This is a genomic window from Sporosarcina sp. OR05, from assembly GCF_041414805.1.
GTDB classification, from domain to species: Bacteria; Bacillota; Bacilli; order Bacillales_A; family Planococcaceae; genus Sporosarcina; species Sporosarcina saromensis.
Genome location: NZ_JANKJL010000005.1, coordinates 70,944 through 92,443, shown reverse-complemented (window position 1 = coordinate 92,443; position 21,500 = coordinate 70,944). Strand labels below are relative to the sequence as shown.

The following is a 21,500-nucleotide window of genomic DNA, read 5'->3' as shown; positions in this document are numbered from 1 at the left end:
TGCCGTTTTGAAACTGCTTGGAATCAAGGTTTGTTACCTTGGTTTTATGCAGTTTTTTTGTTTTTGAATGTGAAGGGGTTATATATATTGTGAAGTGAAGTGAAGTGAAGCGAAGCGTAGCGAACGTTGTGTTACGAGCGCGTTATGTTGTGATACGAACGGGTTACGTTGCGATGCGCAGCGAGCGTTGTGTTACGAACGCGTTATGTTGCGATACGACCGGGTTACGTTGTGATGCGACGTGGTTACGTTGTGATGCGCAGCGAGCGTTGTGTTGCGAACGCTTTATGTTGTGATACGAACGGGTTACGTTGCGATGCGACGGGGTTATGTTGCGATGCGTTGCGAGCGTTGTGTTGCGAACGCGTTATGTTGCGATACGACCGGGTTACGTTGTGATGCGACGTGGTTACGTTGTGATGCGCAGCGAGCGTTGTGTTGCGAGCGCGTTATGTTGTGATACGAACGGGTTACGTTGTGTTGCGAAACAAAACACTTTTCAACGAGACTCCCCTTCTCCCAGCCTCCTCAAGCAACAAGATTGATTTCCACACCAAACAATAGTAGTTTAAGAAACAAGGTTACTAATAGTAAGCTTGTTTCATTTTCATATACAAAGGAGTGAACACGTTTGATGGCAACGACAAAACGATTTAATGGCATCCCTCTTTCTGTTCTTGACCTGGCACCCATTAATGAAGGCGGTAATCCGACACAAACGTTTAAAAATAGTGTCCAACTTGCACAGTATGTAGAAAAGTTAGGTTTTAACCGTTATTGGTTGGCCGAGCACCATAACATGCCTGGCGTGGCGAGTTCAGCTACTTCAGTTCTAATTGGGCATATCGCAGGTGTAACTGAACATATTCGCGTTGGTGCAGGTGGTGTCATGTTACCGAATCATGCGCCGCTTGTGATTGCCGAGCAATTCGGCACACTTGAGGCACTGTATCCAGGTCGAATTGACCTTGGATTAGGTCGTGCACCAGGAAGTGATCAAGCGACAGCTTACGCATTACGCCGAACTCTTCAAAGTACAGGTGAAGACTTTCCGCAACAAGTAGCTGAGCTCAGATCTTATTTTCATCCAGAACCAGGTGCGCGAGTTCGTGCATTTCCAGGTGAAGGGCAAGATATTCCAATTTGGCTGTTAGGTTCAAGTGGCTTCAGCGCTCAACTTGCAGCACAACTCGGTTTGCCATTTTCATTTGCAAGCCATTTTGCGCCTGCCTATGCGATGCAAGCATTGCAACTGTATCACCAAAACTTTAGACCATCAAAAGACTTGCAACAACCCTATGCAATGATGGGAGTAAGCATCGTTGCAGCAGATACGGATGAACGCGCGCATTGGTTAGCCACTTCACTTCAGCAACAATTTATTAGTTTAGGAAAAGGCATGCCAACACAATTCAAGCCACCCATTGATAATCCGACTGCTGTATGGACGCCTCACGAACAAGCATCAGCGGCTAAGATGATTGAGTCCCCTGCAACGATTATCGGAAGTCCTGATACTGTAAAGAAAAAGTTGGAAGCCTTTTTAAATCAGACCAAAGCGAATGAATTCATTCTAAGTTCGCCAGTCTATTATCAAGAAGATCGACTTCGTTCGTTTGAAATCATTGCTGAAATGATGAATTAATTGAATACCTAACACCTTTGATGAATGTCAAAGGTGTTGTACTTTGAATTAAACGGTTATAGTATGTGATTCGAAAGTTTTAAGTATTAAAATAAATAATTCCCTATATCAAGGAGGTGAAATTTTGAAAAGAATACTCCATTCCTACCTTCGTATTTCATTAATTACCAAAATTAGTGTAGCGTTAATTTTAGGGATTCTCGTTGGTATCCTTTTCGGAGAACAAGCAAGTGTCCTTGCGCCACTTGGTGATTTACTACTGCGGTTACTCACTTTTATTATGATCCCGCTCATTTTATTAACACTTATCGTTGGAGTCAATCAAACAAACGTCACAAACCTTGGTCGAATGGGCAGCAAGGTCTTCATTTACTACACAGTAAGCTCGGCATTGGCAATCGTCGTCGGACTGGTTGTTGGAAGTATTTTTAAACCCGGCTCCGGTATGCAGCTCACTGAAAATGCAGTGTTTGACACACCTGAACACCCTGGGATTATCAGCGTTTTTCTTAACATCGTCCCTTCCAATCTTGTACAAGCTTTCACCGAAATGAACTTATTGGGAATTATTTTTATCGCTTTAACGTTCGGTATTGCCATTTCTGTCATGCGTTCATCAGAAGAACTTCGGGATGCTGGCGAATCGCTATTAGGTACGATTTCAGCATTAAATGAGGCCACATTAGTAATTTTGAAAGCCATTCTGCAATATATTCCGATTGGGATTTTCGCGATTATTGCTCAAACTGTCGGTAATCAAGGACTGGATACCCTTTTCTCACTCGGGGGTATGATTGGCGTGTTTTATATTGCATTGTTTGTTCACATCATTCTCTATGTCATTGTTCTCATTCTCTTCCGTGTAAAACCACTTCACTTTTTTAAGTTTGCACGTACACCCATACTGACGGCATTTGTTACACAAAGTAGTACAGGTACGCTGCCGCTTACATTGGATGCAGCAAAAAACATGGGTATTCGGAAAAGTTTGTACGGTTTCAGCTTGCCTCTCGGTGCAACGATTAATATGGATGGCGCTGCGATACGCATTGCGGTTTCTGCCATTTTCGCAGCAAATATCGTTGGTAAGCCGTTAGATTTAACAGATATGATGCTAATTGTCTTGATTGGTACGCTTTCTTCTATTGGTACAGCAGGTGTGCCTGGGGCAGGTATTGTCATGATTTCAACGGTTTTTATCCAGCTAGGTTTACCAATGGAAGCGGTCGCTCTGCTGACAGCTATTGACGCGCTGATTGGTATGGGTGCAACCGCATTAAATGTAACAGGTGATTTAGTTGGAACGGTATTGGTCGACAAGCAGGAGAAGAGGCGGCGCTGAGTTATGCGGCGTTTTGCTTGGTTATGCGGAGTTCTGCTTGGTTATGCGGCGTTTGGACGAAGTTTGCCGCTTTCGGCTTGATTATGCCCCGTTTGGACGAAGTTTGCCGCGTTCACCTTGATTATGCCGCGTTTGGAGAAAGTTTGCCGCGTTCGGCTCGGTTATGCGGAGTTTGAACGAAGTTTGTGTACTTAAGACTATCATGAGCAGTTACAGAGAAATTTTCCTGCTTTAATTCTTGTGAGCGCGGGATTTTTTTGTTGGTGGAGTTGGTGTCGCGCTAAATGCATTTGACAAACTAAGGGTTTTATTTAACGAGACTGGCTATGCGGCGTTTATGCCGCGTTTTGTAGAAGTTTGCTGTGTTTGAAGGAATTATGCGGCGTTTGGATAAAGTTTGCCGCGTTTGGCCCGGTTATGCGGCGTTTGGATAAAGTTTGCTGCGTTTCGCTTGATTATGCGGTGGTTGGATGAATAGCCTCTTGTTATTTTTCTTTATTCATGTTAAATTGGTCAATAGAAAATTTTAATAGCATTTGCATGTATAACCTCGATAAGATGGTTCGAGGGTCTCTACCAGGAACCGATATCTCCTGATTACAAAATTTATTTTTTGTAATCAGGGGATTTTTTATTGCCAAAATATAGGTTTATATGTGTAGTTGGAGGAGATATTTTTGGATATTCGCGTATTCTTGCTGGCGATTGCTGCGATTACGGTTGGCTTAGTCGAGTTGGTTGTAGGCGGTATTTTACCAGTGATTGCAGATGATTTACATGTTTCCATTGCGACAGCAGGTCAACTGATTACGATTTTTGCGCTCGTTTATGCAGTTGCGGGTCCCGTATTACTGTCGCTTACTGCCAAAATGGAACGAAAAAAACTTTATTTGATTGCCTTGTCGGTGTTCTTTATCGGCAATGTCTTTACCTATTTCAGCCCTACTTTCACATTGATGATGGTGGCTCGGGTACTTACAGCTGCGAGTGCGGCTCTTGTTATAGTTTTATCCTTAACAATTACTGCGCGCATTTCACTGCCTGAAAAACGGGCGAAAGCGTTAGGGTATATTTATATGGGGATCAGTTCGTCTTTAGTTCTTGGTGTACCTATTGGAATTGTTTTAACGAATGCTTTTGGTTGGCGTTCTGTCTTTTTAGGCATCGCTATCCTGTCACTTGGAACGATTGCTTTAATCAGCAAGTTTCTTGACGAAATTCCTACTGGGCATGTCCAACCGCTTTCTGAGCAAGTAAAAGCTCTTGGCAATAAAAAGATCATCTTTGCACATTTGGCAACGATGTTCATGCTTGCGGGGCATTATACAGTATATGCCTATTTTACGCCTTTTTTAGAAGAAACAATGCAACTTAGTCCGTACTGGATTAGCATTTTCTACTTTATCTTTGGGTTAGCCGCAGTGAGTGGCGGAGCATTCGGTGGCAGTTTAGCTTCTCGAATTGGATCAACGAAGAGTATTTTGTTCATCCTTGGAGCATTTGCACTTAGCCTGTTCATTCTACCTTACATGACGTTCTCAACTCCTGTCTTTCTCATCATCATGGTCATTTGGGGCGCGTTAAGTTGGAGTTTAGCTCCACCACAACAAGATTACATTATCCAAAGTGATCCTGCTTCATCCGATATCCATCAAAGCTTTAACAATTCAGCGCTTCAAGTAGGTATTGCTATCGGTTCGGGTGTGGGTGGTGTCGTATATAATCAGACAGGCAGTGTGACTGTTATGCCTTCTGTCGGTGGAGTTATTGTGCTCATCGCGTTCGTTTGTGCTGCGATTTCGTTGTCCATTGCAGTGGAAAAAACACGCAGCAGAAAAGCCCAAAAGCAAACGGTTTATGAATAAAATAAAAACAACGGCTGTCTTAAGGTGTAGTTCCTTCAGACAGTCGTTGAATTTTATCGCCTATTATTTTTCCTAAACCATTTGTCCCACAACTCATGAAACGTCATGTTGTGCGTTACAATTACACACCAAAGAAACATCAGAATACAGAGTGTTAGAATTCTTGGCTTTCCTTCTACGAAGACCTGCATCGGAACGATATATACAATCCCTACTATCCCAAAGGAAAGGGCAAGCAACTCGATATACAATTTCATTTTCAAGAAATTCATCATCCATTGCCCCCCGAAAATAGAATAAGCAGCCTCATCGTTTATTCTCAAAAAGCTTTATGTAGTTCCCTATTAGAACAATTCCTCTTATAGTATACTGAAAAATCAATCTAAACTCTACTATCTAATTGGATTTTTCCCTTTTATTCGCTTTAATGTCGCTACAATTAGGAAACTGACGATGACTAATAAGAGCCACGAGCTCACTTTGCCAACATGGACTAAACGCCATACCTCTGCTTGATTTGGGTATTTCCATGCTCCGAAGAACGTTGCAATATTTTCTGCAATCCAGATAAAGAACCCGATGAGTACAAAGGAGATGGAGAGAGGCATGCGGTAACGAATCCCCCATACTTCATAGCTCACCCAACTTCGCCAAAAGACCATTAACACGAAACTTGCTAACCACCATCTAACATCCAACCAATAGTGATGAGTGAAAAAATTCAAGTAAATTGCGAGAGCAAGAGGCGCAACGAAATAGAACTTCGGCCAATTAATAAGATCTACTTTCATCCTCCGCCAAGCTTGACAGAGATAACTGGCTACACTTGCATACATGAAACCACTGTATAGTGGGACACCTAATAGTTTAGAGTAGCCTTCTTCTGGATATGCCCACGACCCCATATGGACTTTGAAAATTTCTAAACAGAGTCCGATGACATGAAAAAGTGTGATAACTTTTAACTCATCTCTCGTTTCGAGTCCCGCACGCACCATCCACCATTGCATGAGAAGAAATAGGATGAGCAGCCAATCGTAACGAGGCAGTAACGGAAGTGGTAGAAACTTTGTAATTGCTAAAGAAGCGAATATAACAACCGGAAATAGACAGGATTGCGCTTGAATCCAACCAAAGCGGACAAGTTGTTCCCACGAATGTTTGATGGTCAGTTTAGGAGGTTGTTCACTTAATTTCCCGTAATTCGTTAAGATTTTCATTACAATCACCGTTCTTTCCTAATCCTTATCTACTAAAGGGATTACAGTCTTTTAATCCGCATCAATCTATTTTCTGTTACTCCTCATCCGCTTGGTACACCAAAATATCTCCAGGCTGGCAGCCCAAAGCTTTGCATATCCCTTCCAACGTAGAAAATCGGATGGCCTTTGCCTTGCCATTTTTTAAAATTGAAAGGTTTGCCATTGTAATGCCGACTTTCTCTGATAGTTCGGTTACACTCATTTTACGTTTAGCTAGCATTACATCTATTGAAATCATAATCGCCAATGTAGTCACCTCAAACCGTCAAATCATTTTCGGATTTCATTTCAATCGCACTCGTTACTAGTTTCTCTAACACTGCTGCAAAAACTGCAATGACAAGTGCGCCAAATAATATAAGTAAGCCAATTAAAATAATGCCTGGCGCGTCGTCCAATTCTCCCATTACGTAAAAGAGAGGCATGCCAAGTACATAGAAACCGCTAATTGACAATGCACAGTGTTTAATGTTGCGCAAAGCTTTAGCAGATTTGTCGGAAAACGCTTCATTGTTATCAATGAAGTTGAGCAACTTAAACGTTTGATACAGCGCGAGGAAAAATGGAATGGCAGCAGCATACATGACAATAAGCACGAGTAATTTTATAACTGGCATAGATGGAACTAACTCTGCCGCAAAGCTACCGATTTTTGGGACAACGAATATGCATAGTGCAAGCACTGGAAGTCCCATTAAAATTACTATTAATTTAAGAAAGAGCGTTTCACGTTTCATTTAAGCACCTCATCTAGTTAATGTCACTTGAATTTACCATACGTTTTATCGAATAACAATAAATAATTATCGATAAATGACATTACAATTTTGTAAGTGAAGAATGTTGGCAACCAACTTGCGCAAGAAGATGTTTCGCATTGTTAGAAATCAGGAAGCTCGAATGACAGCTGAGTCCGAAAAGAAATGCAAAGCAAGCTTACGTCCAGACTGCTATAATATAAGAAAAATGAGGTGCATTTTTCATGACGAACGAACATTGTCCGATATGTGGTCAAGGAAATAATTGTTGTTACGGTAGAGAGAAGTCGTTGGGAGAGTGCTGGTGCACCGAAGAGGCTTTTCCACAAGCGATTTTTGAAGCAATTGAAGAGGAGGATTTATACAAAAAGTGTATTTGCAAAGGGTGTCTTGATCAGTTCAAAGAAAAATTATGAATGCCAGCATAATTCCAAAGAAAAATACACCAGCCCTTTGGTTGGCCGGTGCATGTTAGGAGGCATTTTGTTTTAATTCTTCGTAAATCTTACGGGCTTCTTCTTCAGCCATTTTCTTATTAATGCCTGAAACGGTAATAAGCTTATTATCCATAATAAAGTTCCATAGTTTCGTCATATCCATCACCTACTTTCTGTTTCACACTACCTTCTATCTATTCCCTATCCTCTAGAAAGTAAACATATGATCTCCTACTGAAAAACGCTATGGACAGGCATCTTTGCCTATCCATAGCGTTTAGTTGTACCCTTCATGCTGCTTAGTCTGGCTGCTCTTTATCAAACCAAAGCAACTCTTTGTCATCCTCATCGCCATTATAATTAATAAGGATCTCTTCTCCTGCAGCAATGTCTTTATAGGCAAAAAAGTCAAAAGTGTGTTTCTCAAAACTGATTGAATATGTTGCGTTGGGCTCATAGGAATGATTGAACAACATGCCATAACCAAGCAAAAGTGCGGAATGATTCACACCATACTCAAAGGCATAATCAGCCAACAATGTTTTTTCAATATGTTCATGCTCAGCATTTGGATACGCTAGCACCGGTGCTTCGTGTAACAACGTACCTTTTTTAATGTCGCATGTTGCAAATACGCCTCTATTGAATTCCCCATCACTTACCGAGGATGATTTTATCTCGATCATGCTGTCACCTGCTCACTTGTAGAATTTACTTTCTAACTATAACATCTATACGTAAATTTAGCGCAATATTTTACTTTTTGATGAATTCCGTTCATTATACTAGTGCTTTTCCACGCGGGCGACGGCTCTGTTTTGCGCTTTACAAATATAGCTTTGAGCATGAGGACATAGTGTGTAGGCAGCATCTGCTTTTGCCGAAAGTAGCCCTGCTTTAGACGGAACCTCTGTTTAAGGAGTCGAAGGTCATGCTTTTAGTGTGATCGGAAAGATTCGCAGTAGCAATGATTCTACAGCAACTTTTTAATTCATAAACTCAAGATAGCGTTTTATACGTACGTACTAGCGATCAGTCACTTTATATAATCATAGTCTTGTCCTAATGATAAAAGACGAATAATTATGAAAAGGTTGCCGATAGCGAATCGTTTGGATATGATATTTTTAAAGGGAGGGAGTCACGTGACGAATTTAAAAGAAGAAGCCGTCGCAAAAGAAAAAGACGCTGATTTGAAAATAAAAGTTGAAAAAAGAGAAGGCGAGCCAACTGCAGCGTTTAAGGGCGCATCCATTGCTGCATTGTTAATTGGGGTACTGGCTTACTTCATCGGCTTGTTTAACGCAACGATGGAGCTGAATGAAAAAGGCTATTACTTTGTTGTATTGATTTTTGGTCTTTATGCGTCAGTCTCTTTACAAAAGGCAGTTCGAGATAAAGAGGAAGGTGTCCCTGTGACCAACATCTATTATGGACTCAGCTGGTTCGCACTCCTTATCGCGATTTTGTTAATGGGGATTGGCTTATATAATGCAGGCAGTATCGTCTTAAGTGAAAAAGGTTTTTATGGTATGGCTTTTGTGTTGAGTATTTTTGCTGCAATCACTGTTCAAAAGAATGTACGAGATACACAGAAAGCTAGAAATATGGATTGATTGTTTTAAAATAAAATTTTATAACTGTACACACCGCGTCAACAATCCTGAAAACCAACGTTGACGCGTATTTTATTTAGTAATCGTTTATTCAATTTTTTTCAGCTTTTCCGATGGGAATAGATGATAAATCAATGTGATTGCAACTTTTTCTTACTTCATATCAAATGTTCTAAATCGTCGCCACCATCATAAGATGAGTGTATACCAACATTCATACTTAAAGGGGACGAGTCTATGTTTGCTATTCATTTTCTTGAAAATAACATCGCTGTTCTGAACCAAGTTTTACGAAGAATACCTGAAGTGAACGAAGCGATAAGGATTAAAGGGCGAAATGGAAAAGTGTTAAGTATTGAACAAGTGTCTGATAGTAAGTATTTTGTACATGTAGAATTTGAAAAAATCGTGGAAAAAAGCAAGGTACCAGGGAAAGATGATCGAAAGAAAAGAAGATAATGTTTGCATGAGAAAGAGCCGATCAGATAGGCGTTTGATCAGCTCTTTTTCTATATTCTGTTTTAACTAGACGTTTTAGTAACGTTGTTCAAGTTAGACTGTTTCTTTAGCATACACTTTTCGTTCAAGCGGCCAATTCGTTGATGGCCATCATTCTTTTGAGAGAATTATTGATAGGTCGTGACGAATGAAGGGCGTGGAAATAGATTGGGACGCTTATCGATCCCTTGCTCAGTCCCCCGTTTCGCATGTGCCTTTGAATAGGCTTTCGATTGCTGCCAGTTCGCAAACGATTCTTCATTTTCCCATAGGGTTAAGATGACATACGTATCTGACTGCAATGGACGAAGGACACGAATCGCAATAAAGCCCGGTTCCTCCTCAATCAAACCCGCTCGGTTGCGGAATCGTTCTTCAAACTGTGCCCTTCCTTCTTCCGTGACAGGGATATTGTTTAACACTGCAAAACAGTTATTTTGCAAAGCTCCTGTACGATCCAATATCTCATAGGTTTCAGTAACAGGAATACTCGCCTCCATTGTTTCTTGTAAAAGCAGCATTTCTTCGTTATTTCGTAAGCAAACGACCTCTTCCTCTTGCGTACGTGAATCCTTCAAAATCGTATGTGCCTCTTGCTTAGATCCAATCCACTTAAATAGCTTCATTCCAAATTCCTCCTCGTACTATTTTGTGGCGTCTCTCGTTATTTTGCCGCCATACTTCTTTTCACTCCACCTACTACAGTTCACTTATAAACCAAAAAATAAATAGTAAAGAGAGTAAAATAATGCCTACAATCGCTTTTATTTTTACAATTTTTATCGATTCATCCGAAAAGTCAGGTTCCGTATCGTACTTCCAACGCTCTGCCCAAATCATCATATCTTTTGGATAGTTGAATTGAAGGATCAAAAACAAATAGAGTGGACTTAGTAATATAAATGCTAGAATGACAGTGAACACCGTGCCGCCTCCTCACTGATCTTTTCCCTCTATACGTCAATTACGTGGAAAAGGTTTCAGTGATTCTCCTGCATGGATACTGCTGATAGCCAGTCCTGCATCTTTTCTGTGGCATAAAGTTGTTCAAAATCATACCATTGTTGATCAATTCCAATGTTATTTACAGCATCCTTGAAACGTCTAAAAGGTTTGCTTCCGTCTAATGCTGTGAATAACAATTCAGCAATACGTTCAGGTTGTTGCTTCGTAAACACAACCATGACTTCGAACATTTCCGCAGAAGAAGCGGTCGGAATCTCAACTAAAAAGCAAGACTCTTCGTCATCCCAATCAATTGGAGGCTCACCTGTTAGCGACTCTGGTGCGTCCAATAAAATATCTCCAGTGCGAGTATCCAATACGGACATCATTTCCACCTGCGGCCCTTGCAAATAAATGTCTACTAATTCATCTAGTAATTTCATCTAGTTCAGTCACTCCATAATATTGTTTTTGAGTATCGAAAATACTGTTGCACTTCATCAGTCGAGCCACATACAGCTTTACTTTACAATCGTCACTGGACATTTCATACGCTTTACTGCTTTTTGGTTAAAGTCTCCAAAAACAGAGCCTTTAAAAGCATGTAAACTGTTGCTTCCGATAACAAGCTGATCCACTTCATGTGCGTTGACGTACTTGATGATTGTTGGACCTGTTTGGCCTTTCAACAAGGTAACGGTCGGTTCAACGCCTGCTTCTTGAGCAACTTTCACAATCGGATTTACATTTTTTCGTTGATAAGCCGCTAAATTCTCAGGGCTTTGTGTCAACAGACGTTCGTCTTCGACTTTATTAAAGTCTGTCACAAAAATGATTTCTAACTTTGTATCCGGCAAATGCTTGACGAGCATAAGCGCATGATACGTTGCCCGAATAGCACTTTCAGAACCATCTACCGCTACCGCAATATTCATCCTCAACCACCTCATCACTTGTTTGTTTATGAATAATATCACCGATTTTACCAAACTTCCATAAGATTAATGAAAGCGATTGGCAAATCTCCTTTCTTTCTATACCCGTTCTACTCGCATTAATCCCTACTATTATCCTTTGCATAACTGCTTCGCTTTCTGTAAAGTGATACTAGCTTATTGTCCGTTTTTGGCGGTCATACAATCAATATGCGATCCATCCCTTACGATCTATTTACTCTGTCGAGGTGATTAATTTATGTTTAAAAAATTCACACGTAAACAAATGGTTTACTATACCCTCCTTGCTTTTTGTTTTATCACCTCAGTACTATTCGTCAATCATAATTATTCTTTATACAATCGTTCCATTGCTGAAATTACCGCTATATCGATTGAAGAAGAGACACCGATGACAGATCGGCATGGCAATGAAGATTTGCTCGTTGTGCAACAGATTGAGGCTATCGTAAAAAACGGCATTGAGAAAGGACAACATGTCCAATTGACCAATGAATATTCTTATTCAGGCGCATTTGACCAAGCGTATCGAGTGGGACACGATGTATTCATTCAGTTCGAAACAACCACACGAGATGTCCCAACGTTAACAGGTACAATTACTGACTTGAAACGGGACAAGCACGTATTACTCATTGCTTGGATTTTCATTTTTGCCTTACTCCTTATCGGCAGGCGGAGTGGATTCTTTGCAATTTGTAGTTTTGTCATCAATGTACTCATTTTATCTTTTGCATTAGATGTTTACATCAAACATTCTTCTATTAACTTATTGCTCATTTGCGGTGTCTGCATACTTTTGTTTACATGTATTTCGTTAGTATTTGTAAGTGGGTTTACAGATAAGACGTATGCAGCGATCGTAGCCACATTACTAAGCACGTTCTTATCACTAGCAATTACGTACGTCGTCATTTCAGTGACATCTGGGAATGGTTTACGATATGAAGAAATGCAATTTCTGACGCGTCCCTATGAACTTGTTTTCATGGGTGGTTTATTCATCGGTTCTTTAGGTGCAATCATGGATATTGCCATTACAATGTCATCGTCCATTTTCGCATTGTATGATAAAAACCCAACTATATCATTGAAAACGTTACGAAGTTCAGGCATGGCGATTGGTCGGGAGATTATGGGAACGATTACAAACATTTTGTTTTTCGCGTATATTAGTGGTGCTCTCCCTATGCTCATCTTATCTTTTAAAAATGCAACACCGTTAGGATTTACCTTTTCCATGAACCTTTCACTAGAAATTGCTCGAGCATTAGCTGGTGGCATCGGCATCGTTATTACCATACCAATCGGTGTGTATACGACATTATTTTTCATTACACGAAAGAAGGCTCGCTTATGAATGTGCTCATTTTGCTTGCTTTAATTTTATTAGTTTTAATGGTTTGGATTGGCGGCAAACAAGGATTGCGTTCCTTTCTATCATTATTCATGAACTTCGGCGTTTTCTTTTTTACATTAGCCTTAATGCTAAATCCGGACTTTGACCCAATTATCCTAACGTTCATTGCGAGTGCATTAATAGGCTGTATCAGTTTGTTTTTCATTAATGAAGTGAACCGGACAACGGTCATCGCTTTCATCTCAACGATGATTACGATTAGTTTGCTGCTTGTATTCATCGTATTTGTATCTAACACATTAATGATACAAGGTTTTGGGGAGGAAGAAACAGAAGCGATTAGTGGCTACTCACTTTACATTGGTATCGACTTTATGAAAATCGGTGTGTCTGTCATCATCATGAGCACAATCGGCGCGATCATGGATGTCGCAATTTCGATTGCAGCTTCGATGCAAGAGATGCGCAAACAATATCCTTTGATCAAAAAAACTGAGCTCTATCACTCAGGTATCGATATTGGAAGAGATCTTTTAAGCACAGACACGAATACGTTATTTTTCGCATTTTTTGGTGGGTACTTAGCGTTACTAATCTGGTTCAAGGATTTATCGTATTCCGTTGGTGAAATTGTAAACTCCAAAATCTTTAGTTCAGAGATGATGCTTATCTTTTGCGCTGGGACGGGCATCGCTGTCGTCATCCCGATTACTTCATGGATAAGCGCAAACTATTTGCTGAAAGAAGACGTGAATTGACACATAAAAGGAATCCAATCCTCATTATGCGGGACTGGATTCCTTTTTTATTGCGGGGCGGTTACATGTGCCCATTTTATTTTGAATCGCTTTCACCATCATCTTCAGCGTTTTCGTCTGCTTCACTGTCGGTTGCATCATCGTCCTGTTTTTCGGTTGCATCTTCATCTGTTGTATCTTCTACTTTATCTTCATCTTGTTGACCTGGCTCTTTCAATATTTCCGGGGATTTATCAACGCCGCCCATTTGGTTTCGATTGTCTTTAACATTACACGCTGCCAAACCTACGAGTAGTAAAAGTGATAAAAATACAGAACTGATTTTCTTCATCGTACCATCCTTCCATTCTTGTTTTGTTGTTAGAATACCCTACTTTTCAAAATTCACGCATGGCTCATTAACGATTAGCGAATTACATAACTTGCATCTACACGCCTTCACACAAATCTTTCTCCATCTGCTACAAATCTTGTCTTATTAATAGAATCTTAACTGGCATACACGTATACTGAAACACATGGCTTGTACATATTAGCAACGTCATACAAGCACATTTAGCTATTCACAATTTGAGTACTTTGATGAGCTTGAAACAAAAAAAGCCACGTTTCGTAACAAACGACACAGTGGCAAGTCGGTAACTAAAAAGGAGATCTCGAATGACATGTGAACTTTGCAATCCCAAGACCATTGGCTATACCATCTATTTTTCAAATGAACAACGCATGGATTTGTTAGTAAAGTATTTTACTGACTATCCGAAAACTACGTGGCAAAAGCTGAATGAACGGATGTTTTGGGCGCTTGAACCTGTTTTATTTGACTTAATGGATTATGTTCAAACTCACATGGATGCCGAGGCAATTTATGCAGTAAAAGCAGACAAAGAAGATCCGATGCGAGACTTAAACAAATTAAAACCAATCAAGTCATTTCAATCTGAACGTGAGGCCAGTTGGATTGATGCAATCATTCAGAAAAAATCAATTCGTACACATTACCAACCGATCGTCAAGATGCTCGATCATGAAGTTCATATTGTTGGAAATGAGCTGTTGAGTAGAGGGATTGATGACCAAGGTCAATTGATTGCTCCGTTCCACCTTTTTGAAGCCGCGAGAAAACGCAATCGCTTGTTTGCACTTGATCGACTATGTAGATTGGAGTCCATCAAAAATGCAGCACCTGTTGCAGACAGACTAATTTTCATCAATTTCATACCAACTTCCATTTATGTGCCTGAACATTGTTTGGCGACGACGTTTGCAGCAATTCAACGAGCAGGCATTCGTCCTGAGCATGTCGTATTTGAAGTTGTGGAGACAGATAAAGTCGATGATATGGCACACTTGCTGTCCATCTTGGATTATTATCGTACGCACGGAGTAAAATATGCACTAGATGATGTAGGAACTGGTTTCAATGATTTGGAGTTGTTAGCTCGCATGCAACCCGATTTCGTCAAACTTGCAAGAGAGTTTGCTGATGGCGTAAGTGTAGATGCCGAGAAGCAAAAAGTCGCTAGAAATGTGATGCGGTTAGCACATAAGGTTGGCGCACTTGCACTTGCTGAAGGAATTGAGCAAGCTAGCGATTTACGCTATTTGCAAGAAATGGGCTATGATCTTTTTCAAGGGTACTTATTCGGAAAACCTGATGCAACACCTATCAAACAGGTTCATGCAATACAGTAAATTGAAGCAACAAAAAAGCGAGGCTGGGACATATCATAAAAAAGCTGCATTATGGCTAATTCACCGTCATGCAGTTTTTTTATATTTTCCCAATGTTTCTTTTCGAATTCTTGAGTGAATCGGAGCGGAAAAAGGCCGACTCCTGCGGGATTGTAGCGCGAATGTTGAGACCCCGCAGGAAGCGCAGCGGACGAGGAGGCTCAAGCGCGCCCCGCGGAAAGCGTGCCTTTTGGAGCGCAGAGGAACGGTCTATTTAGAGTTTTGTCCCAGCCTCCTTATTCTTTTTCATATGCCTACCAATTAAGAATCATTGATACTTCGCAACAAACAGCGCCATCGACTTCTTTATGGAGTACGAATCGGATTCCACTCGGCGTGTACTTTGTAGTCACTTTCGAAGGAATTCCAACTGACGCAATCATTTCGTCAACTTTACGCTGATCAGATTTTTGTGCAGCCGTCATGAGTTCCTTTGCAAATGTGGTTGACTGAGAAATTTTAGTAACAAGTTGGTTTGCGTGCTTTGTTAACTCCATGGAATACGTTGCCGACTGGTGCAATCGTGTAGGATCGACAGGCGGATAAGGATTTGAATCGTTCGGGATTCCCATCAAGTTGTTTGCCTCTAAGGTCGAATGGGCAACTTGTTGCAGTTGGGGATAAGCGATATGAACGAAATAAGGATGATACCAATAATACAGCTTCCTTTCCTCCTTTTCGCGGTTCTTACAGTATATGTAGCGCAAATTCCATTGTGCTGATTCGTAGAGAATGAAAGGGAGAAGATCCAGTCGTATCGTCTCTCCCTTTCATTACCTATCTAAGTAAGTGTACAAGGACTAAAAGTTTTCCAGCTAGTGAACAATCGTCCGAAAAGGATTGGCAAAATCGACTGTCTACACTTGCAATTCCACTTTCTCTAAATCCCAATTTTGCTTTGTATAGGCCATCTCCCAAAACTGTAATTCATAGTGACAGCTTTTTATGAAATGTGCTTTAATTTCCGCACGACGTTTTTGAGTTAAATCTTTTGTGAGTTCGTTTAGTCGTTCAATCTGTTCGTTCGTGGATTGTTCAAACCACTCAGAGCTATACATCGCAATCCATTTGTCGTAAATCGGATGATTCGGAGTTGCCTCTTTTAACCGTTCGCCAATCTCATAATAGACCCAATAGCATGGTAATAATGCGGCTAATGTTGCAGCTAAATCCCCTTCCATTGCAGCTCTATAGAGGTGGGAAGTATAGGCATAAGCAGTTGGTGCTGGTTTGAATTGTGCTAAATCCTGTTCTGTCACGCGCAATAAGCTGAAATAACTTTCATGTAGATCGATTTCAGCTCCACATGTCCCTTCTGCATGCTGTGCAAACCGTCTTACGGTGTGCATATCTGTTGCTTGTGCGGCTGCTAATGCATGTACCTTTGCGTAATGCTGTAAATAATAGGAATCTTGAAGGATGTACTCTTTGAAAATATCTTCCGATAATGTGCCTGTAGCAAGCTCCTCAATAAACGGATGATTGAAATTGGCTTCAAAAATTGCGTCACACTCTACTCGTAACTCTTTACACAACGTCATCTTACCCACTCCTCTAGTTTTTGTAGAAAACCAAAAAACCGCTCCCTCAACACATACGTTGAAAAAGCGGCTCGCAAATCGGCGTAGAATAACCATGGAAGACGTGCGGTCCACTTCCCTACGCTGGTATGAGCCAGATCAGGTTCTAAGGGTCCGCATATTCATACACGTCTCAGTCTTTCACAAAGACTCCCCCAGTGGTTAACTCTTTTTAGTTTTCAACTTCACTATAACATAGATAAAGAGTTTGACAAGTCAGGGGAATGGTCTGACTTTTTTTTCAACAATCACTGAGTTCCTCTTCCCTTTACATTCACGTTGGTGTGATGAAATCGTCAACTCGAAGCAAATGAAGCATGTACCTGCTCTTGAAGAATGGATTGTGGTAACATACAATTCGTATGTATTCAAATACCGGAGGCTTCTTATGACAAACCAAAACAAAGGTATTCTACTATTATTGGCATCCGCATTCGGCTTTTCTCTTATGACATTGTTCGTCAAGCTGTCAGGTGATGTACCAACTTTACAAAAAACCATTTTCAGAAATGGCGTATCAATGTTCATATCGCTATTCTTCGTCCTACATTTTAAAGAAAGACTAATAGGGAAACGTGAGAACCAACCATTGCTATTATTACGTTCAGTTTTAGGTGCAATTGGGATTATCTTACTCTTTTATGCAATCGATCATCTTGTGTTAGCGGATGCAGATATGTTGAACAAAATGAGCCCATTTTTCACGATCGTTTTTGCCGCTATCTTCTTACAAGAACGCGTGAAACCATTTCAAGTGTATAGCATACTTGTCGCCTTTCTCGGTACGTTGTTTATTATTAAGCCCTCATTCTCGCTTGATATCGTGCCCTATGCAGCGGGCATTCTTTCCGCTATATTCGCCGGAGGAGCGTACACCGTATTACGAGCACTAGGCAATCGAGAGCAGTTTTACACGGTCGTATTTTACTTCTCAGGTTTCACGACAATCATCTTGTTGCCTTTCGTAATTTATCATTATGAGCCCATGACCTGGCAGCAGACTGCATATCTATTACTCGCTGGACTAGCCGCTACAATCGGCCAATTTGGCATTACATTAGCTTACAAATTTGCCCCAGCAAAAGAAATTTCCGTATTCAACTATTTTACTGTCGTTTTCACCGCTTTATTTGGTTTTGCTTTTCTCGGACAACTACCGGATGTCTATAGCATCATCGGATATATCATCATTTTCGGTGCGTCTTTCTATATGTTTCTAAGAGGTAAAGAAGGTGACGCTGCGAGAGAAAAACTAGTGACGCCTAAAGATTAAATGAGGTGTAAACAAAAGCAAAAGGAATCGAGCAACTGTTATCGCTTGATTCCTTTTCTAATTACAATTAAAACATGCCCTGTTCATTCGGTGAATTACTTACAACGGATTGGCCGACATCCCACGTTTCGATAATCTTTCCTTCTTGAAATCGGAAAATATGTACTACAGCTACACCAAGATCATCGGTATTCTGTTGTATATGTGAATGAATCACGACTCGATCTTCTTCTTCAATTACTTGGACAACCGTCCATTGTTTGTTTGGACTTAACTCAGCATTGTCCATCATTGCTTTCATTAATGACTGCGCGCCGGCCTCAAAATAGGCATTATGATGAATAAACTCGGTGTGAATTGCATCGTCAAATGCTTCTTTAATCTTTCCGCTAACAATTTGTTGGAGAAAGGTCACTGCTAGCTCTTTTTGTGACATAATATACATCCTCTCTATACACGTCATGATTTGTGTACCACACATGTATAAACATTCAACAACAACTGCGAAACTCCTCCCTTTACTGTTAAATAGTCAGTAGGAGTTTAACTCCACCCAATAGGCATTTTATCAGTACCCATACTTTTATGTTTGCGTAATGATACGTTATTAAGTAGCATCGTCAACAATCCAGTGAGCTGCTTGTAATAAATCCGGGTATACTGCGTCTGCCAAAGGATCGCTTTTACCAATGAACACCGTTTTAGTCCCGGCTTTCTTTCCAGCAATAATATCTGTATCCGTATCACCTACCATGTAAGAGGACTTTACATCCACATCATATTTTCGAGCTAAGTCCTCAATGAGCTTACTGTTCGGTTTTCTACATGCACAACCTGATTTTGGTTTATGTGGACAATAGACTACCTCTTGAATGAGTGCCCCTTCTTTTTGCAATGACGTAATCATATCGCTATGAATTGCCTGCAATTGTGCCTCTTTCATAAAACCAAGACCAACGCCTCCTTGATTGGTGACAACAAACACATAGTCAAATGTTTGATTGAAAAGTCGTATAGCCTCGGCTACACCTGGCAAAAAATACATTTTGTCTGAGCGATTCACGAATTTCACACGATCTGTCAACACTTCATTGATAACCCCATCACGGTCCAGGAATACAGCTTTGTTCACCCTATCACTCACCTTCATTTGTATTACTTCAAGCATGCCCAATACTTGGTTCGAAAAACGTATTTAGACTCAAAGGTGTTTATAGTACCTGTAGTGACTAAACTGCCACATAAATAGACAACCACATGGAGGTCTAGTAAAATTACGTCTACTACGGAAGAAGCAAAAGAAAAAATTGTTAGGTGGCTTATCAATTATGGAGAACACTCAAGCATTCGATTTCAAAAAGAGCATTCCTTTGTTAGCCGTCTTATTATCGGGTGCATTCATTACGATATTAAATCAAACGCTTTTGGCAACTGCATTGCCGCCGATTATGAGAGATCTTAACGTGTCAGAAAGTACTGTCCAATGGTTACAATCTATTTTCATGCTCGTCAATGGCATTATGATTCCTGTGACTGCTTTTTTAATCGGAAAGTTTACGACACGTAAGCTATTTTTAACAGCGATGAGTATCTTTGCTGCAGGTACCGTTATCGCTGCCATTGCACCGAGCTTCCAATTTTTATTAATTGGTCGGATTTTTCAAGGTGCAGGCGCCGGTATTATGATGCCACTTCTACAAACAATCATGTTCCTTCTATTCCCGATTGAACAACGCGGAAAGGCAATGGGGATGTATGGGCTTGTCATTGCTTTTGCACCTGCGATTGGACCTAGTTTGTCTGGGTATCTTGTTGATCATTTCGCTTGGAGAAGTGTTTTCTATGTCGTCATCCCCATTACGCTTCTCATTATTATTGCTGCCTATTTCTTATTAAAGAATGTTACAAAATTAACGAACCCCAAGATGGATAGCTTGTCGATCTTGCTCTCTACACTCGGTTTCGGTGGGTTGTTATACGGATTTAGTGTTGCTGGGAATACGGGTTGGCTACATTTGAACGTCGGTATCTCCCTTGCAGTAGGAACAATCGCACTCGTTGTATTCATCCGACGGCAATTACACTTGGAACAACCCATTTTAGAATTTCGCGTATTTAAATATCCGATTTTCAGCTTGGCGACAGCACTTGGTATGATTGTATTTGCTTCCATGATTGCCGCTACCGTAATTTTACCGATATTCATGCAAAACTTACTTGGATTTAACGCGTTCCATTCAGGCTTAATGCTATTACCCGGCGCTATTGTTATGGGGATCATGAATCCTGTATCAGGTTCGTTGTTTGACAAATTCGGTGCAAAGTGGTTATTGCGTATAGGTTTCGCCATTTTAGCTGTGACAACGTTCATGTTTGGGAACTTATCGGCAGACACAACCTTTACCTATTTAGCTGTGTTAAATGCAATCCGTATGATTGGTATCTCCATGGTAATGATGCCTTCTACAACGCTTGGCTTAAATCAGTTGCCGAATCATTTAATAGCACACGGAACGGCTATGAACAATACGTTCCGTCAGATTGCAGGAGCAGTTGGGACTGCTGTCCTTGTAGCCATCACCATAACAGCAGCTACAGGCGATTCAATTTCAGGAGCCATTCAAGGCGTTAATGTTGCGTTTCATGTAGCCGGATATATCGCTGTTTTTGGCTTGTTATTGTCTTTTGTTATAAGGAACCCTAAAACAATTTAGCTAATCGTGTAAACATTTCCCGGGAAATGTAAGACGGTGTCATATTTCCGAAAAAGTTGTCGTGGAGATCTATCTTTAATAACTTATTATAAATAAACAGGGGGAAATGCAATGAAAATTGCTTTATTCGGAGCTACGGGGAGAGTCGGTCAACAAATTTTACAATTAGCAATCCATAATGGCCATACGATAACCGCACTTGTTCGCAATCCAAGTAAGTTGGATAAACACGAACAATTGACAACTATTCAAGGCGATGCAAGGGATTCCCAAGCAGTTGAACAAACTATAAAGGGAGCAGATGTAGTCGTTAGTGCACTCTCCACGGATAAGACAACAACATTAACAGATGCATTGCCGCACATAATTCAAACAATGGAACATGCAGCTATTCGACGAATCGTGACAATTGGGACCGCTGGTATCTTAACTAGTCGCACCGAGCCTGGAAAATTCCGCTATGAGACGAGTGAATCGAAACGTCGTTTAACGTTCGCTGCGGATCAGCACCGGCAAGTATATGAGATGCTACGTGCTTCTGGACTTGACTGGACGATCGTCTGCCCCACTTATTTACCTGATGGTGCCGCCAGAGGAAACTATCGTGTTGAAGAAAATCTGTTGCCTATAGGAGGCAAGGAGATAACTGTTGGGGATACAGCTCATTTCGCATATGATGTAGTTACTCAAGATAAGTGGATAATGTGTCGAGTCGGCATTGCCTATTAAAACGAATACTGCACAAGACCCCATACTC

At 40.7% G+C, this 21,500-nt stretch carries 26 protein-coding genes and 2 riboswitches; of the genes, 12 read left to right on the top strand and 14 right to left on the bottom strand.

Annotated features, from left to right (window positions below; genetic code table 11):
• The first annotated feature begins 634 nt into the window (after window positions 1-634).
• The 3 genes from NRI27_RS10065 (at window position 635) to NRI27_RS10055 (ending at window position 4,852) form a co-directional block, all read left to right on the top strand.
• Window positions 635-1,645 carry an LLM class flavin-dependent oxidoreductase gene (locus tag NRI27_RS10065; protein ID WP_371390652.1) on the top strand — a complete coding sequence of 337 codons (1,011 nt, stop codon included), beginning with the start codon at window positions 635-637 and terminating at the stop codon, window positions 1,643-1,645.
• 124 nt (window positions 1,646-1,769) lie between these two features.
• Window positions 1,770-2,987: a dicarboxylate/amino acid:cation symporter gene (locus NRI27_RS10060; RefSeq protein WP_371390564.1), complete on the top strand. Its 1,218-nt coding sequence runs from the start codon at window positions 1,770-1,772 to the stop codon at window positions 2,985-2,987.
• A 520-nt stretch (window positions 2,988-3,507) separates the two neighbouring features.
• Window positions 3,508-3,607, top strand: a riboswitch (purine riboswitch).
• Between the two features lie 57 nt (window positions 3,608-3,664).
• Window positions 3,665-4,852, top strand: a complete 1,188-nt coding sequence (locus NRI27_RS10055; RefSeq protein WP_371390563.1) for an MFS transporter — start codon at window positions 3,665-3,667, stop codon at window positions 4,850-4,852.
• A gap of 392 nt (window positions 4,853-5,244) precedes the next feature.
• On the opposite strand, the gene NRI27_RS10050 is transcribed toward NRI27_RS10055, so the two are convergent.
• The 3 genes from NRI27_RS10050 to NRI27_RS10040 all read right to left on the bottom strand — a co-directional run bounded on the left by NRI27_RS10050 (window position 5,245) and on the right by NRI27_RS10040 (window position 6,851).
• Window positions 5,245-6,072 carry a DUF817 domain-containing protein gene (locus NRI27_RS10050; RefSeq protein ID WP_371390651.1) on the bottom strand — a complete coding sequence of 276 codons (828 nt, stop codon included), beginning with the start codon at window positions 6,070-6,072 and terminating at the stop codon, window positions 5,245-5,247.
• Between the two features lie 76 nt (window positions 6,073-6,148).
• Window positions 6,149-6,361 (bottom strand): helix-turn-helix domain-containing protein, encoded by a 213-nt coding sequence (locus NRI27_RS10045; protein WP_371390562.1) that lies wholly within the window; start codon window positions 6,359-6,361, stop codon window positions 6,149-6,151.
• A 10-nt stretch (window positions 6,362-6,371) separates the two neighbouring features.
• Complete coding sequence (locus NRI27_RS10040; protein ID WP_371390561.1) at window positions 6,372-6,851, bottom strand: DUF2975 domain-containing protein; 480 nt, start codon at window positions 6,849-6,851, stop codon at window positions 6,372-6,374.
• A 245-nt stretch (window positions 6,852-7,096) separates the two neighbouring features.
• Here NRI27_RS10040 and NRI27_RS10035 point away from each other — a divergent pair, with 245 nt between their 5' ends.
• Window positions 7,097-7,288, top strand: a complete 192-nt coding sequence (locus NRI27_RS10035; RefSeq protein ID WP_371390560.1) for a cysteine-rich CWC family protein — start codon at window positions 7,097-7,099, stop codon at window positions 7,286-7,288.
• Window positions 7,289-7,343: 55 nt separating this feature from the next.
• Here the strand turns inward: NRI27_RS10035 and NRI27_RS10030 are convergent, their stop codons facing one another.
• Both NRI27_RS10030 and NRI27_RS10025 read right to left on the bottom strand, forming a co-directional pair.
• Window positions 7,344-7,466 (bottom strand): hypothetical protein, encoded by a 123-nt coding sequence (locus NRI27_RS10030; RefSeq protein WP_317945591.1) that lies wholly within the window; start codon window positions 7,464-7,466, stop codon window positions 7,344-7,346.
• Window positions 7,467-7,608: 142 nt separating this feature from the next.
• Window positions 7,609-7,995, bottom strand: coding sequence for an SET domain-containing protein (locus tag NRI27_RS10025; protein WP_317945593.1), 387 nt, complete (start codon window positions 7,993-7,995; stop codon window positions 7,609-7,611).
• 459 nt (window positions 7,996-8,454) lie between these two features.
• Here NRI27_RS10025 and yiaA point away from each other — a divergent pair, with 459 nt between their 5' ends.
• Window positions 8,455-8,925: an inner membrane protein YiaA gene (yiaA, locus tag NRI27_RS10020; RefSeq protein WP_317945595.1), complete on the top strand. Its 471-nt coding sequence runs from the start codon at window positions 8,455-8,457 to the stop codon at window positions 8,923-8,925.
• A gap of 237 nt (window positions 8,926-9,162) precedes the next feature.
• Complete coding sequence (locus NRI27_RS10015) at window positions 9,163-9,384, top strand: hypothetical protein (RefSeq protein WP_317945606.1); 222 nt, start codon at window positions 9,163-9,165, stop codon at window positions 9,382-9,384.
• Window positions 9,385-9,551: 167 nt separating this feature from the next.
• Here NRI27_RS10015 and NRI27_RS10010 read toward each other — a convergent pair whose 3' ends face one another.
• The 4 genes from NRI27_RS10010 to NRI27_RS09995 all read right to left on the bottom strand — a co-directional run bounded on the left by NRI27_RS10010 (window position 9,552) and on the right by NRI27_RS09995 (window position 11,303).
• Window positions 9,552-10,049 carry an antibiotic biosynthesis monooxygenase family protein gene (locus NRI27_RS10010; protein ID WP_371390559.1) on the bottom strand — a complete coding sequence of 166 codons (498 nt, stop codon included), beginning with the start codon at window positions 10,047-10,049 and terminating at the stop codon, window positions 9,552-9,554.
• 73 nt (window positions 10,050-10,122) lie between these two features.
• On the bottom strand, window positions 10,123-10,347 hold the full coding sequence (locus tag NRI27_RS10005; protein ID WP_317945609.1) for a hypothetical protein: 225 nt from the start codon (window positions 10,345-10,347) through the stop codon (window positions 10,123-10,125).
• 56 nt (window positions 10,348-10,403) lie between these two features.
• Window positions 10,404-10,811, bottom strand: coding sequence for a hypothetical protein (locus NRI27_RS10000; RefSeq protein ID WP_371390558.1), 408 nt, complete (start codon window positions 10,809-10,811; stop codon window positions 10,404-10,406).
• A gap of 78 nt (window positions 10,812-10,889) precedes the next feature.
• Window positions 10,890-11,303, bottom strand: a complete 414-nt coding sequence (locus NRI27_RS09995; RefSeq protein ID WP_317944045.1) for a universal stress protein — start codon at window positions 11,301-11,303, stop codon at window positions 10,890-10,892.
• 259 nt (window positions 11,304-11,562) lie between these two features.
• Here NRI27_RS09995 and NRI27_RS09990 point away from each other — a divergent pair, with 259 nt between their 5' ends.
• Together NRI27_RS09990 and NRI27_RS09985 are read left to right on the top strand one after the other, a co-directional pair.
• Entirely contained in the window at window positions 11,563-12,684 is a 1,122-nt protein-coding gene (locus tag NRI27_RS09990; RefSeq protein WP_371390557.1) for a YibE/F family protein, read from the top strand.
• Window positions 12,681-13,442, top strand: a complete 762-nt coding sequence (locus NRI27_RS09985; protein WP_371390556.1) for a YibE/F family protein — start codon at window positions 12,681-12,683, stop codon at window positions 13,440-13,442. The genes NRI27_RS09990 and NRI27_RS09985 overlap by 4 nt, the downstream gene beginning before the upstream one ends.
• 76 nt (window positions 13,443-13,518) lie before the next feature.
• Here the strand turns inward: NRI27_RS09985 and NRI27_RS09980 are convergent, their stop codons facing one another.
• Window positions 13,519-13,773, bottom strand: a complete 255-nt coding sequence (locus NRI27_RS09980) for a hypothetical protein (protein ID WP_317944051.1) — start codon at window positions 13,771-13,773, stop codon at window positions 13,519-13,521.
• Window positions 13,774-14,102: 329 nt separating this feature from the next.
• On the opposite strand from NRI27_RS09980, the gene NRI27_RS09975 reads away from it, so the two are divergent.
• Window positions 14,103-15,137 (top strand): EAL domain-containing protein, encoded by a 1,035-nt coding sequence (locus NRI27_RS09975; RefSeq protein ID WP_317944052.1) that lies wholly within the window; start codon window positions 14,103-14,105, stop codon window positions 15,135-15,137.
• 293 nt (window positions 15,138-15,430) lie between these two features.
• Here the strand turns inward: NRI27_RS09975 and NRI27_RS09970 are convergent, their stop codons facing one another.
• Together NRI27_RS09970 and tenA are read right to left on the bottom strand one after the other, a co-directional pair.
• Window positions 15,431-15,748: a YuzC family spore coat inner layer protein gene (locus tag NRI27_RS09970; RefSeq protein WP_483316077.1), complete on the bottom strand. Its 318-nt coding sequence runs from the start codon at window positions 15,746-15,748 to the stop codon at window positions 15,431-15,433.
• A gap of 285 nt (window positions 15,749-16,033) precedes the next feature.
• Complete coding sequence (gene tenA / locus NRI27_RS09965; protein ID WP_371390554.1) at window positions 16,034-16,717, bottom strand: thiaminase II; 684 nt, start codon at window positions 16,715-16,717, stop codon at window positions 16,034-16,036.
• A 98-nt stretch (window positions 16,718-16,815) separates the two neighbouring features.
• Window positions 16,816-16,923, bottom strand: a riboswitch (TPP riboswitch).
• A 221-nt stretch (window positions 16,924-17,144) separates the two neighbouring features.
• Here tenA and NRI27_RS09960 point away from each other — a divergent pair.
• Window positions 17,145-18,029, top strand: a complete 885-nt coding sequence (locus NRI27_RS09960) for a DMT family transporter (protein ID WP_371390553.1) — start codon at window positions 17,145-17,147, stop codon at window positions 18,027-18,029.
• Between the two features lie 67 nt (window positions 18,030-18,096).
• On the opposite strand, the gene NRI27_RS09955 is transcribed toward NRI27_RS09960, so the two are convergent.
• Both NRI27_RS09955 and NRI27_RS09950 read right to left on the bottom strand, forming a co-directional pair.
• The gene (locus NRI27_RS09955; protein WP_371390551.1) at window positions 18,097-18,465 is read right to left on the bottom strand and encodes a nuclear transport factor 2 family protein; all 369 of its coding nucleotides are present in this window, start codon (window positions 18,463-18,465) and stop codon (window positions 18,097-18,099) included.
• A gap of 171 nt (window positions 18,466-18,636) precedes the next feature.
• Window positions 18,637-19,161, bottom strand: coding sequence for a D-glycero-alpha-D-manno-heptose-1,7-bisphosphate 7-phosphatase (locus NRI27_RS09950; protein WP_371390550.1), 525 nt, complete (start codon window positions 19,159-19,161; stop codon window positions 18,637-18,639).
• A gap of 196 nt (window positions 19,162-19,357) precedes the next feature.
• Here NRI27_RS09950 and NRI27_RS09945 point away from each other — a divergent pair, with 196 nt between their 5' ends.
• Complete coding sequence (locus tag NRI27_RS09945) at window positions 19,358-20,743, top strand: MDR family MFS transporter (protein ID WP_371390549.1); 1,386 nt, start codon at window positions 19,358-19,360, stop codon at window positions 20,741-20,743.
• A 111-nt stretch (window positions 20,744-20,854) separates the two neighbouring features.
• Window positions 20,855-21,472 (top strand): NAD(P)-dependent oxidoreductase, encoded by a 618-nt coding sequence (locus NRI27_RS09940; protein ID WP_371390548.1) that lies wholly within the window; start codon window positions 20,855-20,857, stop codon window positions 21,470-21,472.
• Window positions 21,473-21,500 lie beyond the last annotated feature (28 nt).